General features: G+C 53.8%; 14 protein-coding genes. 4 read left to right on the top strand and 10 right to left on the bottom strand.

Annotated elements, in window-relative coordinates:
• Positions 1–69: 69 nt before the first annotated feature.
• Both ACORNT_RS00950 and ACORNT_RS00945 read left to right on the top strand, forming a co-directional pair.
• The gene (locus tag ACORNT_RS00950) at positions 70–1,158 is read left to right on the top strand and encodes a chemotaxis response regulator protein-glutamate methylesterase (protein WP_321394068.1); all 1,089 of its coding nucleotides are present in this window, start codon (positions 70–72) and stop codon (positions 1,156–1,158) included.
• Entirely contained in the window at positions 1,155–1,991 is an 837-nt protein-coding gene (locus ACORNT_RS00945) for a protein-glutamate O-methyltransferase (RefSeq protein WP_321394065.1), read from the top strand. Before ACORNT_RS00950 ends, ACORNT_RS00945 begins: the two co-directional genes overlap by 4 nt.
• A gap of 112 nt (positions 1,992–2,103) precedes the next feature.
• On the opposite strand, the gene ctrA is transcribed toward ACORNT_RS00945, so the two are convergent.
• On the bottom strand, positions 2,104–2,808 hold the full coding sequence (gene ctrA, locus ACORNT_RS00940) for a response regulator transcription factor CtrA (protein ID WP_321394063.1): 705 nt from the start codon (positions 2,806–2,808) through the stop codon (positions 2,104–2,106).
• A gap of 343 nt (positions 2,809–3,151) precedes the next feature.
• Here ctrA and fliI point away from each other — a divergent pair, with 343 nt between their 5' ends.
• Together fliI and ACORNT_RS00930 are read left to right on the top strand one after the other, a co-directional pair.
• The gene (gene fliI, locus ACORNT_RS00935) at positions 3,152–4,498 is read left to right on the top strand and encodes a flagellar protein export ATPase FliI (RefSeq protein WP_321394061.1); all 1,347 of its coding nucleotides are present in this window, start codon (positions 3,152–3,154) and stop codon (positions 4,496–4,498) included.
• Positions 4,499–4,816: 318 nt separating this feature from the next.
• Complete coding sequence (locus tag ACORNT_RS00930) at positions 4,817–5,245, top strand: flagellar FliJ family protein (RefSeq protein ID WP_321394058.1); 429 nt, start codon at positions 4,817–4,819, stop codon at positions 5,243–5,245.
• Between the two features lie 22 nt (positions 5,246–5,267).
• Here the strand turns inward: ACORNT_RS00930 and ACORNT_RS00925 are convergent, their stop codons facing one another.
• From ACORNT_RS00925 to ACORNT_RS00885, 9 genes are all read right to left on the bottom strand, one after another.
• A complete protein-coding gene (locus tag ACORNT_RS00925; protein ID WP_321394057.1) occupies positions 5,268–5,633 on the bottom strand; it encodes a hypothetical protein in 366 nt (121 codons plus the stop codon).
• 37 nt (positions 5,634–5,670) lie between these two features.
• On the bottom strand, positions 5,671–8,025 hold the full coding sequence (locus ACORNT_RS00920; protein ID WP_321394054.1) for a hypothetical protein: 2,355 nt from the start codon (positions 8,023–8,025) through the stop codon (positions 5,671–5,673).
• An 81-nt stretch (positions 8,026–8,106) separates the two neighbouring features.
• Positions 8,107–8,874, bottom strand: a complete 768-nt coding sequence (locus ACORNT_RS00915; protein ID WP_321394052.1) for a MinD/ParA family protein — start codon at positions 8,872–8,874, stop codon at positions 8,107–8,109.
• A complete protein-coding gene (locus ACORNT_RS00910; RefSeq protein ID WP_321394048.1) occupies positions 8,871–9,983 on the bottom strand; it encodes an ATP-binding protein in 1,113 nt (370 codons plus the stop codon). Before ACORNT_RS00910 ends, ACORNT_RS00915 begins: the two co-directional genes overlap by 4 nt.
• A 78-nt stretch (positions 9,984–10,061) precedes the next feature.
• Positions 10,062–12,161, bottom strand: a complete 2,100-nt coding sequence (gene flhA / locus ACORNT_RS00905) for a flagellar biosynthesis protein FlhA (protein WP_321394046.1) — start codon at positions 12,159–12,161, stop codon at positions 10,062–10,064.
• 26 nt (positions 12,162–12,187) lie between these two features.
• On the bottom strand, positions 12,188–13,564 hold the full coding sequence (locus ACORNT_RS00900; protein WP_321394044.1) for a sigma-54 dependent transcriptional regulator: 1,377 nt from the start codon (positions 13,562–13,564) through the stop codon (positions 12,188–12,190).
• A gap of 22 nt (positions 13,565–13,586) precedes the next feature.
• The gene (locus ACORNT_RS00895; RefSeq protein ID WP_321394041.1) at positions 13,587–14,348 is read right to left on the bottom strand and encodes a motility protein A; all 762 of its coding nucleotides are present in this window, start codon (positions 14,346–14,348) and stop codon (positions 13,587–13,589) included.
• Between the two features lie 22 nt (positions 14,349–14,370).
• Positions 14,371–14,709, bottom strand: coding sequence for a flagellar motor switch protein FliN (gene fliN / locus ACORNT_RS00890; RefSeq protein WP_321394039.1), 339 nt, complete (start codon positions 14,707–14,709; stop codon positions 14,371–14,373).
• A 111-nt stretch (positions 14,710–14,820) separates the two neighbouring features.
• The gene (locus ACORNT_RS00885; RefSeq protein WP_321394036.1) at positions 14,821–15,465 is read right to left on the bottom strand and encodes a FliH/SctL family protein; all 645 of its coding nucleotides are present in this window, start codon (positions 15,463–15,465) and stop codon (positions 14,821–14,823) included.
• Between the last annotated feature and the right edge of the window lie 11 nt (positions 15,466–15,476).

Raw genomic sequence — 15,476 nt, 5'->3', positions numbered from 1 at the left:
GTGAGTTCACCTGTCTTAAGTAAAGATGTCCAAAGGGGTAATATTGGCAGAACCGGTCCATATCGCGTGATGGTGGTTGATGATTCTGCTGTAGTCAGGGGACTTATCGCCAAGTGGCTCGGGGATGACCCGGCCGTCGAGGTAGTGGCCACAGCCAGCAACGGGGAGATGGCTCTGAAAAATCTGGCCGCCGCCGATCCTGAAATCGTGGTCCTGGATATCGAGATGCCTGTCATGGATGGATTGACAGCCTTGCCGAAAATCCTTGAGCACAGTTCTGAAATACAGGTTCTGATGTCCTCAACTCTTACAAAACGCAATGCAGAGATAAGTATGCGCGCCCTGTCCATGGGAGCCGCTGACTATGTTTCAAAACCGGAAAGCACCCGCGAAGTTACCACATCCCTGAGTTTCCAGCAGGAACTGGTCGGAAAAGTGGTTAATCTGGCTGCGGCCCGCCGGCTGCAAAAAGGCGGCAAGGTATACAAGGCGGGAAAATCAAGCAGCCTGAACGAAGATATATTACCGCAGGTGTCCAGTCGGGGCGCAATCGCAAAACGCAAAATGTCCTCCACGCTGCCCAGAATCATTGGTGTCGGAAGCTCGACAGGAGGGCCCCAGGCGCTTCTGAAATTCCTGAATTCCGTGAAGGATGAGCTCAGGCTGCCGATTCTGATTACCCAGCATATGCCGCCAGCATTTACCAATATTCTGGCGGAGCATCTGGCACGGGCCTCCGGTCTGCCCTGCAAACAGGCGGAAGACGGAGATGTCATTCATACCGGGCATGTTTATGTCGCGCCCGGTGACTATCATATGATTGTCGTCAATGAAGGCGGGAAAAAGATCATCAGACTGAACCAGGACCCGCCGGTAAATTTCTGTCGACCTGCTGTCGATCCTTTGTTCGCCAGCCTGGCCGGAACTTTCGGCTCGGCGGTCCTTGGCGTTATCCTGACCGGCATGGGCCATGACGGTCTTAAAGGCTCTCAGGATATTGTGGATGCCGGAGGAACTATTATCGCACAGGATGAAGCAACCAGCATCGTCTGGGGAATGCCGGGGGCGGTTAGCCAGGCAGGTCTTTGCAGCGCAGTGTTGCCGCTGGATGACATTGGGGCGAAAGTTATCGATATTACCACGGGAGAAGCACTATGAGACCAGAAGATTTTCAGCTCATAAGCGGTATCCTTAAGGAAAGATCCGGCCTGGTCCTTACAGAAGACAAGGTGTATCTTCTGGAAAGCCGCCTGACGCCGATTGCCCGCCAGAAAGGCATGGAGACCCTGGACGATCTGATCAATGAAATCAGACTGCGTCGCAAAGAAGATCTGTTGAACGAGATCACGGAAGCCATGACTACAAATGAGTCATTCTTTTTCCGTGATAATACGCCTTTTGATCATCTGCGGGACAAGGTTATGCCTGAATTGCTGGAGAAACGGGCAAATGTACGGCGTCTCCGGATCTGGTGTGCGGCGGCCTCGACCGGGCAGGAGCCCTATTCCATTGCTATGATCCTGAAGGAGATGGAATCAAAGCTTCAGGGCTGGAATATTGAGATTGTCGGTACCGATCTTTCCAATCAGGTTCTGGACAAGGCGAAAGCCGGACTTTATTCCCAGTTTGAGGTGCAAAGAGGGTTGCCGATTAAATTGTTGATCAAATATTTTTCCCAGGTGGGAGAAATGTGGCAGTTGAGCGATGATCTGAGAAAAATGGTCTCATACAGGCCGTTTAACCTGCTGGAAAGTTTTTCCCTGCTGGGGAGTTTTGATATTATTTTCTGCCGCAACGTGTTGATCTATTTTGATCAGTCCACCAAGACGGAAGTCCTTGATCGCATGCGTAACCAGATTGCCGACGACGGTACCCTGTTCCTCGGTGCGGCCGAGACAGTTCTGGGTGTGACGGACAAATTCAAACCGGTCGCGGGGCACCGGGGAATGTATGTCACTTCCGAAAGTGGCGCCATACGGGCGGTCGGCTGACCTTGTCCGGGTGAATTATTGATTTCATAAAGAAAGGGCCGGCTTCTTCTGGAAGCTGGCCCTTCAGTTTTGGTAAACGTGTTAAATTTACCGGAGATCTCGTGGAATAATCTTAACTCGCCTCGGCGATGCTCTGATCGCTCTCGTTCGGGTCGCGCAGGACATAGCCGCGTCCCCAGACTGTTTCGATATAGTTTTCACCGCTGATGGCAGCCAGTTTCTTGCGCAGTTTGCAGATGAAAACGTCAATAATTTTCAGTTCCGGCTCGTCCATGCCACCATACAGGTGGTTAAGGAACATTTCCTTGGTCAGGGTTGTACCTTTGCGCAGGGAAAGCAGCTCAAGCATGGCATATTCCTTGCCGGTCAGATGAACGCGCTGGCCTTCAACTTCAACAGTTTTGGTATCCAGGTTCACAGCCAGTTTACCGGTCCGGATAATGGATTCCGCATGGCCTTTCGACCGGCGGATAATGGCCTGAATGCGGGCCACCAGCTCTTCCTTGTAGAAGGGTTTTGTCAGATAGTCGTCAGCGCCGAAGCCCAGGCCCTTGACCTTGTTTTCCAGTTCGGCCATGCCGGACAGGATCAGGATAGGGGTGTTGACTTTGGAAAGGCGCAGTTTCTTCAGAACGTCATAGCCGTGCATGTCGGGCAGGTTGAGGTCAAGCAGGATGATATCATAATCATATAGCTTGCCGAGGTCGATACCTTCCTCGCCCAAATCTGTACTGTAAATATTAAAGCCTTCTGCTGAGAGCATCAGTTCGATGCTTTTGGATGTTGATGGATCATCTTCTATGAGTAGCACCCGCATTTTTTTCAAACCCTTTGTCTGTTACAATTTCCCGGCTAACCATTAATTTTTTTTACTGTTAACCTCTTCACATTAACTATTCTTAACAGAATTGGTTAACAAATCGTAACCAAAACAGATTTTTCCGAGTTATTCGTAAGGAGATATTAATCAAGATTAATTATTCAGAGGAAAAAATATTACCTAACATATTGAAAAATATATTATATTCTGATAGTTGTATATATTGGTAATGATCCGGAAAATTTGCGTTAATTTTTTTCTATTATTAAGAATGTCCTGTGTTCCGTCGCAAAAATCGCTTATAATCCGGTGAAATCTCTTAAATAGGTAAGTGCAGCGCGTGTATACATTAAAGACGGAAATTGACCGCATTCAGCCCTGGAAGTTTTACGGCAGGGTTGTGGGCATTCAGGGGCTCCTGGTGGAAGTTGCCGGGGCGCAACGGTCGCTCAGCATCGGATCCCGGGTCAATATCCTGTCCCGTCAGAACAAGGTCATTCCAAGTGAGGTTGTGGGTTTCAGGTCCGACCGGGCTCTGCTGATGCCATATCAGATGCTCGAAGGCGTTGGCGTCGGTTGTCAGTCTTTTGTCGAAGGCGAGGTTGCCCTCGTGCATCCAAGTGAGGCCTGGCTCGGCCGGGTGGTTAACGCCATGGGAGAACCGATTGACGGCAAGGGGCCGCTGCAGGCCGGTGCCGAGGCCTATCCTCTCAGGGCCCAGCCGCTGGCGGCGCATCTCAGAAAGAGGGTCGGCGACAAGATTGATCTCGGGGTACGCTCCCTGAATACCTTTGTGACCTGCTGCAAGGGGCAAAGGATGGGGATATTTGCCGGCTCGGGTGTGGGAAAATCCGTTCTGCTGTCCATGTTCGCCAGATATGCCGCTTCCAATGTTTCCGTGATCGGCCTGATCGGGGAAAGGGGGCGTGAAGTCCAGGAATTCCTGGAGGATGATCTCGGCGAAGAAGGATTGAAACGCAGTGTGGTCGTGGTGGCCACCTCCGATGAAACGGCCCTGATGCGGCGACAGGCCGCTTATCTGACCATGACTATCAGTGAATATTTCCGTGATCGCGGACAGGACGTACTGACCCTGATGGATAGTGTAACCCGTTTTGCCATGGCCCAGCGGGAGATTGGTCTCGCCGGGGGAGAGCCGCCGGCCAGCAAAGGTTATACACCGACGGTATTTTCCGAACTGCCGCGGCTTCTGGAACGCGCCGGTCCCGGTGAAGAAGGCCGGGGCGGCACCATAACCGGGCTGTTTACCGTTCTGGTTGAAGGGGATGACCATAACGAACCGGTGTCGGATGCGGTGCGCGGCATTCTGGACGGCCATATCGTGCTGGACCGGTCCATCGCCGAGCGGGGCAGGTTCCCGGCGGTGAATGTGCTTCGCTCTGTTTCCCGGACCCTGCCGGGCTGCAATTCCCAGGAGGAAAATGATCTCCTGCGGCTGGCCCGTAAATATCTGGCCGACTATAATGATATGGAAGAGATGATCCGGCTCGGCGCCTATCGTCCGGGCGCCAATGCGGAAGTGGATCAGGCGATTTTCTATCATCCTGCCCTGGAAGAATTTATGTCCCAGATAAAATCCGAGCAGAGTACGCTTGAGCAGGGGTATGCCAGACTGGCGGAAATCCTCAATACTCCGGCTTCGGTCTCGTCCGGCGGGGAAGGATAAGGCCGGTCGGAAGTATTCGTCGGCAACCTGTTGCGTTCTGCAAAAATAACCATATACCCCTGAATCTATTCTTTTGGTTACCCTCCGTAAATACTTTGCGGGTTATACTGAGTCTCGTAAGTGATTCAACGAAAATACCCGGATATTCAACCGGGATGAATCGGAAAATATAAGTGGAACGGGAAGAAGTCCTGTTGCATAATCGGACAGCCGGCGAATTCTTATTTTGCCAGGTTCAGGGCATAAACCTCCAGGGTCAGAAAGACCGGTCCTGAGAAAATAAAATATCAGGTTTGTGATCCGTTTACAGAGGTGGATATGACGAAGGGCATCGACGGCATGATCAGGCTGCATAAGTGGCAGCTTGACGAAAAAAGAAGGCAACTGACCGAATTGGAAACAATGCGGGATGACCTTCTGGCGCGCAAGGAACAGCTGGCTCAGCAACTTGTCTCCGAGCAGGAGAAAGTGTCAAATTCCCAAATCATAGATATATCTTACGCCAATTTCGCGACGGCTATCGCCCAGCGTCAGGAAAAGCTGATGGAAAGCATGGCGGAAATTGAGGCGTCCATCGAGGATATGAAGGATCAGGTTTCTGAATCCTTCAAGGAACTCAAAAAATACGAAGTCGTTGAGCAGCGTGAGCGGGAACGCCAGGTCGCCAAGGAAAATCGCCGGCAGCAGGCCGATCTGGACGAATTGTCCATTCAGATGCACCGGCGCAACAATATGCGGGCCGGCTAGGGCCGGGGTCCGCTTGAAACCCTCAGTAGCAGCGGGAAATCAGCGCATCATTGGTCCAGTTGGGCTGACGGTCCTCAAGATAGATATTAGCCTGTAATCCGCTGTTCTCATTCATGTAAAAGATGTGAACCCTGATCCATTTGGGGACAAGAAGATCCATGCAGTCTTCAATGATATTGGCGGCAAGTCCTTCCGGTGTGTTCCATTCCAGCACCTGGCACTGATCCAGATAATCTTCGAATGTATCATGGACCAGCACCAGCTTGTCGGCGACATATTTCAGGGTGATCGAAAAGGTTTCCTGATCAAACTCCAGACATTTATGCAGTTCGATCACATAATCGCGCTGTCTGTCCGGATTTTGCAATGTTTTCAATGTTTCCGTCACGAGGCATCCTTTTCAGTCGCTGCAGTTTTCCACGGTGTCAGGCTTTTTGCGGAGTTCTGTCAGAAAAATGTATTTTGGTTTCAATGAGTTTTTTTACCGAAAAATCCGGTTTTCGGCCATCCTGAAAAACGAGATCACCTTCGAAACCGCTATTTCGGAGGGAATTGTCAAACAGGCCTGTGAGCCGCTGCTGGAGTTTCCCCGACAGGAATTTTTCCGTCTTCAGGATAATGTCCAGCCGCAATTCACGCAGCATTCCATCCAGTATCAGGTTTCCGGTTCCCTTGAGGTCAAGTTCGAGAATAAATCTTGTCGCCTTGGCCTTGTCGGCAGGAGTGTCTTCTTTCCCGCCCTGATCCTGTTTTTTATTTTCATCTCCCAGGTGACGGACCAGCATGGGAATGGCGGTGATCTCCGGCCCGGTCTGCAGGGGCAGCAGAACCGGTCGCCAGTCCCCCGGCGGGCTGTCGGCCCGTAATGAAGCGATCCGGCGCATGTCTGTATCCAGTTGTTGAACCAGTTTTTCCTGTCCCGCCCGCTGCAGCTGCTGGACAATATCCTGTCCCAGCCAGGCCTGTGCCGGATTTGGTGAGCCCATTGCCGCCATGAAAAAAATAATTCCCGTGGTCATTTGCTGCGGGGCCTGCAGGTTGGGAAGTCGCCCCCCCATTGCCGCGTTGATGGTAACGCCCTGCTGAGCAGCCAGTGCAGACAGGGCAAGGCTCAGGGATTCCCAATTGTCCAGCATCTCCATGAGCGGCTGGGGAGCAAGGGGGAGGTCCGTCGCCAGGGGAATAAAACCACTTTCCGGTGCCGGGGCCGCGGATGTGGCCGGCTGTGCCGGCGTCGGACCGGTGCCGGGGGAAGGCGATTGCATGCCGGGGGTATAATCATGTTTAGGTTGGCCGGCAGGGTGTTGTGCGGCGGCAGCCGTGTCCTGTTCTGCGGGGCGGGCCACCGAAAAAGTCACAATGGTTCCGGGGGGCAATTCAACGGCGCTTTCAAATTTCACCACCGACACCGGTGTCGCCAGATAATGGGTTTTCAGGTCGGACGGTGCCGCAGGTGGGCCGTTGTAAGCTGACGCTTTTGATAAAGGCTGCTTTTGCAGTTGGGCTGGATTCTCCGAGGCCTGTGTTGCGTGAAGGTTCTTTTGCGGATCGACAATGATACCGGAAATGGCCTGGGCCGGCGGCGTGGCCGTCGGCAAGGCTGCGGACTGTTCCACAGTTACGGTGGATGTCGAGGCTGGTTGTCCCGGGGAGCTTGCTGGTGCAGTTGCCGCGGCGGCGACGGCTGATCCCGGCTGCGACTGAATTTGCGGTCCGGTAATGGGTGCAGCAGCTGCGCCCTCGGGCGCCGGTGCATTATCCTGTCGCGGAACGTCAATATCTTCATTGGGAATGGCAACGGACAATACAGACAGGGAAAAACCTTTGCCGCGGGGGATGTCGTCAAGTGGGGTGTCCAGGGCGATTTCCTTCTGAACGAAGGCGGGCAGGGGGATATCCGGTTTAGGATAGGTCTTTATCACCGTGGCAAATACAGGTTTGTGCAGAAGATTTTCCAGCCCTGCTTTCTGAAGCTTGTCGGGCTGTACCGGTGTCCTGACAGCACCGGTTTCCTGGGCAATAACCGGTGTGGAAATAATCGTGCTGGATAATGGGGCCCTGGTGTGGCCAGCGAGAGTGTTTTTATCAATCCTGCCCGCTGCGGCATTCTGACCGGTTTCAAAGAAAGTATAGCTCTGTGTCACTGTGGGCAGCGGCAGTGTTTCCAGCGGTCCGGAGATATTTCTGGCAATCTGCTCGGCCTTGTAAAGATTGCTGGCCTGGTAGTGGAAGCCGGGATTTGCAGAGGCTGCCACTGTAGCTGTTCCAGGCGTTCCCGGCAAAATGTTGGAAGCGACATTGACAAGGGTCAGGATCACCTCGCTCGGCTGAAAGGTTTTTTCTTCCAGTCCGGTGTGCTTTTCGGTGCGGATCGGGGTGATCGTGGCGACAATCTCCTTGTCCACGGCCGAGATCTGTATCAAGGCCCGAGACTCGGGCGGCAGTTTTGCCAGTGCGGCCTCATTTTCCGGAGGGGCCTGAACCACATAGGTGCCCTTCTCAGTGCTGATAACGGGACGTCCTTCGCCGTCGCGCCCTTCAACTTTTGCAATGAAGCTGCTGCCGGCCTGGAGATGAAGCAGGGAGGCGGAAAGAGTTACGGCAGGATCATGATGCTGGACTTCTTTATGCCCGTCCGCCGTTTTTTCGGTTTTGGCGGATTGCCCCTTTGGTGATTGCTGCTGTGCGCCCTGATCGGATGTTGTTGATGTCGGCGTAACCCTGGTCGGGTTGTCCTGCTGACTGAAGTCCGGTTTCTGTGGGCCGCCTATTTCGCTCATGCATACTTTCCAATGACATGGATGGAAAAAATAAAATGCCGTCCATGGATTGGGGAAATTTTACACCTTTTTGCCAGCAAACTATAGTTTTTTGGCAATTTCCTCCACATCGTTGCCTGCCGGGCAGGTGGGATGGCGGGAAAGAAGCGGTTGCTGATGACGGATGGCCGACACCACATGCTCGTCCTGACGGACCGATCCAAGAAAACCCGGTGTAAACTTGAGAAAGTTCTCGCAGGCTTTTTTGAGGGTCTCGTAAATCCGTTTGCCGGCATGCCGGTCCTTGACCATGTTAACGACAATGGAAATGCGGCTGTCCGGGTTTCGCATCTTTGTTATTTTGATAAAGGCATAGGCATCGGTCAGGGAGGTCGGGTCCCCGGTCACCACAACAATGATATGTTCCGAAATGGAGGAAAAAGCGGTGACGGAGGTTTCAACACCGGCGCCAAGATCCAGCAGGGTATAGTCATATGATTTTTCCAGCCGGAGGATTTCCCGGCCCAGCTTTTGCAGCATCTCCGGTTTGATTGAGGCCAGCGCCCCGGAGCCGGACTGGCCGGAAATCACATCGAAGGAAATTTTGCTGTTGCCGTCGTCGTTATAGCTTGTAACCGCCTCATCAAGGGTGATCCGCCCGGCAAATACCATGGACAGGTCTTTTTGCGGTGTCAGGCCAAGCTGGATGTCAATATTGGCAAGTCCCAGATCACCGTCAAACAACAGCACATGTTTCCCCTTGCGCGCCAGGGTATGGGCAAGGGTGGCCGACAACCATGTCTTGCCAACACCGCCCTTGCCGGAAGCGATGGTAATCAATTTGTGGTCTGAAGGCGCACTGGTTGTCATTTCTGATCGCTTTCTTCGGGAATTTCTGACGTTTCTTCTTCCGCCAACGGCCGCAACAGTTCCCTGATGTCGGAAGGTGTCTCCGCGGCTTCCGGAGCGGGTTTCAGCCTGTCTAGTTTTTGCCGTTCGGGAATTTTGCTGAGCAGTCTGGCCAGATGCAGGGCGTCCAGCGGCTGGATGCCGTCGGCCAGATAAGGCGTAATGCCGACACCGGCAAAACTCAGGCCGCCACTGTCCGCAGTCACCATCAGGCTGGCATATCTGCGGGACACATCCAGCCGGGTGGTAATGAAGCGTCGGACACCAAGGGCAGCGTATGTTTCAGCAAGCTCCCGCGCCTCAACCGGATCGGCACCGGCTGAAACAACAAGGACCGGCTCAACATCGTCCGCCGTAATATACTGGTGCAACTGGTCGAGTTCCTCGGCGGAAAAGGGATTATAGCCGCCGGTGTCGACAAGGATCAGCTCCTGCTGACCTTTCACCGGTTTTAACGCCAGGGTCAGCTGTTCCGGCGAGGTGACCTCGGTGACCGGGATTTTAAGCCGTTCGGCATAACCTTCCAGCTGCGCTAACCCTCCGGTTCTGAGGATATCCGTGCTGACAAGCCGGACCGGTATCCTGTTCAGGATGGCCTGACTGGCAAGTTTGGCCGCTGTGACGGTTTTGCCGACGCCCGGTGGTCCGACCAGAAGGATGGGTTTTTTCTGCGGACCCGTCAGGGGCTCGAACTTGAACTGGCTGTCCAGGGCGCTGGCCAGCGACAATAACTTGCTTTCCCGTTCCATGGAATTGGCGAGATCGAGAAGGCGCAGCTTGAGGCTGTCCGGCAGGCCGTGATGGCTGAGGAAATGATCGAGATCGAAGTCCTCTATCCGTTGTTCGTCATCCAGTTCCTTAAGTGACTTCCTGACTGGCGACGGGGCCGGGGCTGGCGGGGCCGTTCTTTTCGGGTTGACCCGGGCTGCCGGCGCCTCGATGGCGGCCGTTACCTTGACCATGCCGCCTTCTTCTTCAGTGTCCAGAATGACGGCATTATCGCCCAGTTTTTCCCGGATCTGGGAAAGGGCTTCCTGCATGTTTCTGGCGCTGAATATTTTTAGTCGCATGGGTCCTGATCAGAAAGTTGAGGCATTTTCGGGCAGATGATAAATCACCTTTGCAGCGTGGTTAACTTAAATTTATCCCTAAATTTGTCCTAGGGTCCTGATTTTAACTTTCGGATGAACTTCATTCTGCGACATCACCACTGTTGCTGGCCGGAAGCGTTCGACGATCGAGCGCACATAGGGCCTGGTCATGGGGCTGGTCAGAAGTACCGGCAACTCACCGGCATGGGCCTGGTCCTCAAAGGTCATCCGCACAAGGCCGATGAATTCCTGAAGCTTGCTCGGGGCCATGGCGAGCTGTTTTTCCTCGCCGCCGCCGATCAGCGAATCCATAAACGCCTGTTCCCACTGCGGCGACAGGTTGATCAGCGGGATCACGTTATCCCCGTCGGCGTTGTCATGGCTGATCTGGCGGGCCAGCCGGGTGCGCACATGTTCGGTAATCATGACCACATTCTGAGTGTAGCCGCTGGCTTCCGCGATTCCTTCCAGAATGGTCGGCAGGTCACGAATGGACACCCGCTCATTGAGCAGGTTCTGCAGGATGCGCTGGACACCGCTCTGGGAAATCAGGGTGGGGACAAGGTCAGCAACCAGTTTCTGATGCTCCTTGGGCAGATCATCAAGAAGTTTCTGAACCTCCGCATAGGACATCAGTTCTGACATATTGTCCTTGATGATTTCGGTGATATGGGTCGTGATCACCGTGGCGGCATCAACTACGGTATAGCCGCGGAAAGAGGCTTCTTCCTTCATGCTTTTTTCAACCCAGACGGCGGGCAGGCCAAAGGCCGGTTCCCGGGTTTCTTCACCGGGCAGGGCCACAGTTTCCCCTCTCGGGTCCATGACCATCAACATGTTTGGCCGGATATCACCCCGGCCGACCTCGGCTTCCTTGAGGCGCAGGACATAGTTGTTGGCTGGAAGCTGCATGTTGTCAAGGATGCGCACAGACGGCATGACAAAGCCCATCTCGGCGGCAAGCTGCCGGCGCAATGCCTTGATCTGGTCGGTCAGGCGAATGCCGCTTTCGTCATTGATCAGAGGCAGCAGGCCGTAGCCAAGCTCAAGCCGGACCGGATCAATGGCGAGGGCGGTGGTGATCGGTTCCTCCATCGGCTGGATCTTTTCGGCTTCTTTTTTCTCCTCGATCAACAGCTTTTCAACTTCTGTTTTTTCCTCCTGGGCTTTTATCAGGGACCAGGCGGTAAGACCAAGGATGGTGGCAATGGAGGCAAAGGGAAGAAACGGAATACCGGGCAGAAGGGACAGGCTGAACAGCAGGAAACTTGTCACGCCAATGGCCCTGGGATAGGTGCTGAACTGGCTGAAAAGGGCCTTGTCGGTTTTGCCGGCCAGACCTGACTTGGTGACCAGAAGACCGGCAGCGGTGGAGACAATCAGGGCCGGGATCTGGCTGACCAGTCCATCACCCACTGTCAGCAGGGTATATGTATTAGCGGCATCGCCAAAGCTCATGCCTTTCTGGGCCACACCGATGATCATGCCGGCGATGATATTGATAAAGGTAATCAGCAGGCCGGCAACGGCATCACCGCGTACATATTTGGCGGCCCCGTCCATAGAACCAAAGAAGGTGCTCTCGTCTTCCAGTTCCCTACGGCGAAGCCGTGCCTGGTCTTCATTGATCAGGCCGGAGGAGAGGTCGGCGTCAATAGCCATCTGTTTGCCTGGCATGGCATCCAGGCTGAAGCGGGCGGCCACTTCGGCGATCCTGCCGGAGCCTTTTGTGATCACCATGAAGTTCACGATCAGGAGAACGGCAAAGACAATAATGCCGATGACGAAATTACCACCCATGACAAAGGATCCGAAGGCTTCAATCACATGACCAGCGGCCGACGGGCCGGTATGGCCCTCACTGAGAATCAGTCGGGTCGAGGCCACATTCAGCGCCAGTCTCAACATGGTGGCGATCAGCAGAACTGTCGGGAAAGCATTGAAATCCAGGGGACGTTCGATAAACAGGCCGGTCATCAGGATCATCACGGAAAAAGTGATGGAGATGGTCAGACAAAGATCGAGAAGCCACGGCGGCATCGGCAGGAAAAGCACAACAAGAATAGCCATAACCACAAGCGCCATGACAATGTCGCTGCGGCGTGACAACTGGCCCATAAGGCCCGTCTGTGTCGTTTCCGTGCTGGTTTCACTCATAATGTTGTTTCCGGGTCCTCAGGGGATCAGGGGGCATGCTGGCCGGTTTCACCCGGACTGGGGACATTTCGTCCTTCCGCCATATACTGGTTCAACTTGTTACGCAACGTGCGAATGGAAATACCAAGAACATTGGCGGCATGGGTTCTGTTGCCCAAGCAATGTTTCAGGGTGTCGATAATCAGGTCACGTTCCACATCGGAGACTGTACGACCGATCTGGGAACCAGCGGCAAACGGGGCTTCATCATCGTCAGCCTCAGGGGAAGCGGTGCCGGCGCGGCTCTGGATTGCCACATGGGGTTTTCCGTCAGGCAGGACGATGGCCTGTTTGCCGATTTTGTCGCCACCCGCCAGAAGAACCGCCCGGTGCATGGTGTTTTCCAGTTCGCGCACGTTGCCGGGCCAGTCATGGTTGATCAGGACTTCCATGGCTTCTGCAGAAATGGGTTTCGGGTCCAGGGCATTGAATTCGGCATATTTCTGGGCAAAATGTTTGCACAGGGCCCGGGTATCTTCCGGCCGGTCCCTGAGCGGAGGGATGTTCAGGTTGACCACATTCAGCCGAAACAGAAGGTCTTCGCGGAAGGTGCCTTTTTTGACCTCTTCCTGAAGGTCGCGGTTGGATGTGGCAATGATACGGATATCCACCTTGACCGGTCCGCCGCTGCCGCCGACCCGGTCGATTTCCCGCTCCTGGATGGCGCGCAGCAATTTTGACTGCAGCCGGATGTCCATTTCCGTAATCTCGTCCAGCAGCAGGGTGCCGCCGTTGGCTTCCTCGAATTTGCCGACCCTGCGGGCGACAGCACCTGTGAACGCGCCCTTTTCATGGCCGAAAAGTTCTGATTCCAGAAGATTTTCAGGGATGGCGGCGCAGTTGACGCTGACATAGGGCTTGTTGGCCCGGCGGCTTTTGCCATGGACATAGCGGGCCATGACTTCTTTACCGGTACCGGATTCGCCGGTGATCATGATGCTGGCTTCACTTCTGGCAACCTGGTCGGCCAGATTCACCACCTGCATCATGTTGCGATCACGGTAAATAAATTCATGATCATCATTGGCGACGGCGGTGAGGACCGCGGCAATCAGGTCGGGATCGGGGGGCAGGGGGATATATTCCTTGGCCCCGGCCCGGATGGCGCGTACAGCTGCATCGGAATCATTGCCGATCCCGCAGGCCACGGCCGGTGTGGAAATCCGTTCCGATTGCAGTTGTTCCAGCAGGCCCTTGATGTCCAGTTTGACGTCGATCATCAAAAGGTCGGCACCCTTGGAACGGATAAGATTCAAAGCGGCATTTTCATCGTCCACATGCAGAACCTGGGCACCTTGCTTCATGGCTATCTGTGACGCAGCGCTCAACTGACCCTGTAATGAACCAACTATGATTAACCGCATTTTCTTTCAGAACTCCGGGTATTTATTCAAAATAACTGATGCGATGGGATTGGGGCAGCATGGCATTGAGCTGCATTTCCAGCCGTCGCGGGTTTTCTTCCCGGCCGATGGACAGAGCCCCGGCCAGATAAAGGGAATTGAGGATGGATTCATTATGGGAATTCCGCTCGGCCTTGGTGGCCAGAGGCATCAGCACCATATGGGCCAGGATCGCTCCGTAAAAGGTTGTCAGCAGGGCCACGGACATGGCCGGACCGATGGTGCTCGGGTCACTCAGGTTGCCAAGCATCTGGACAAGTCCTACCAAGGTGCCGATCAGGCCCATGGCCGGTGCCACTTCCGCGGCCCGCCGTAACAGATCCACACTTTTGGACTGGATATTGGCGGTATAATAGATTTCCTTCTGCAATATCTGTTCAATTTCGTTTACGTCTGCGCCGTCGACCGTCAGGTTCAGTGCTTTCTGCAGGAACGGTTCGTCATTCAGGGTCGGGGTGATTTTCTCCAGCGAAATAAGTCCCTGTTTACGGGCCCGTTCGGAAATCTGGATCATGGTGATACCGACATCTCTTGGGTCATGGGGCGTATAGGACATCAGCCGCCACAAGGCGCTGGGGATTTGTCCCAAGTCCTTCAGGGAGAAGCTGACAATGGTGATGGCAATTGTTCCGCCAAGTACGATCAGGATCGACGGCAGATCAATAAATGCCGTTGGGGACCCCCCGATGATCATGGCAGAAACGATCAGGGCGAAGCCGACTATAATTCCAATAAGCGTAATCACTGTTTAACCTCCAGGATTATCGTTACTCTTCGCCTTTGATGATTTCCGTCATGGTTATACCGAGTTTTTCATCAACCAGAACGACTTCTCCGCGGGCGACAAGGCGGTTGTTTACATAAATATCGATGGCCTCGCCAACTTTGCGGTCAAGTTCAACAACTGCGCCCGGACCGAGCCTAAGGAGTTTGCTGACCGCAAGGTTGGTTTTACCCAGAACAGCGGAAACCTTTACGGGGACATCAAAAACAGCTTCCAGATCCCCGGTGTTGACATTTTCAGCATCTATGTCAGCCCCGGCGCCACCGTCATCTGCCGAGGTGCCTTCGAGTTCCTGCCAATCCATATTTTCAGTATCAGACATTACCTTATCGTCCTTAATAATTTCTTTTCAAACGGCTTTCAAATCGTTGTTTTACCGTTTTAACCGGTTGTGATTCCAGTAATTTTACTTTTCCTGTCCTTTTGATACAGGTTATTCCTCCGGAAGTCCCGCAACTTCCACCGTCATGTCATCGCCGGAAAGATGCCCCGGGGCCGGTGCTTCGATAAACAACTGGACAGTCCGGTCAATGGTGGCTTTCAGGGCGTCAAAATCACGATCGGCGCCACCGTCTGCCCATTCCACCCTGCAATCGCTGATGTGGCGCATGGGCTCGGCCAGTAATACAATCTGTCCTGCATAGCCGCTGCTTTCCTTGAGGCGGTCTATTTCTTTTTCCAGGCGCGGCAGGATATTCTCGTCCACACGGACAACAATACGCGGTTCCAAGGGGCTGTTTTTCAGACATTGTGAAACCAGCGCCTCAATTTCCTGCAGCGGCGTATTGGCCACCAGGGCAGGTGCGAGTTTGCTGACAATACTATGTGCCAGTATCGCAGCTTCCTTGTGCATCATGGCCAGTTGTTCTTCATGCCTGCCGTCAAGGATCTGGATCGCGGCGAGTATATTCTGCAGAAGGAACTGGGTGTGTTGTTCTATTCCGTCGAGAATTTCCTGTTTGCCTTCGGCAAGACCTCTCTGATAAGCGGCATTTTCCAGCTCCTCGATTTTAGCCTTGGAGCGTGGGCCGTATTCATCTTCGAAGTTGTTGTCAAAGGTAAATTTGACTGCGGTCATTTTTGTGCCTT

It is taken from the genome of Emcibacter sp. (assembly GCF_963675455.1).
In the GTDB taxonomy this organism is placed as follows: domain Bacteria; phylum Pseudomonadota; class Alphaproteobacteria; order Sphingomonadales; family Emcibacteraceae; genus Emcibacter.
Note: the sequence above shows the minus strand (reverse complement) of the source record. Positions and strands in the feature narration are given on the sequence as shown.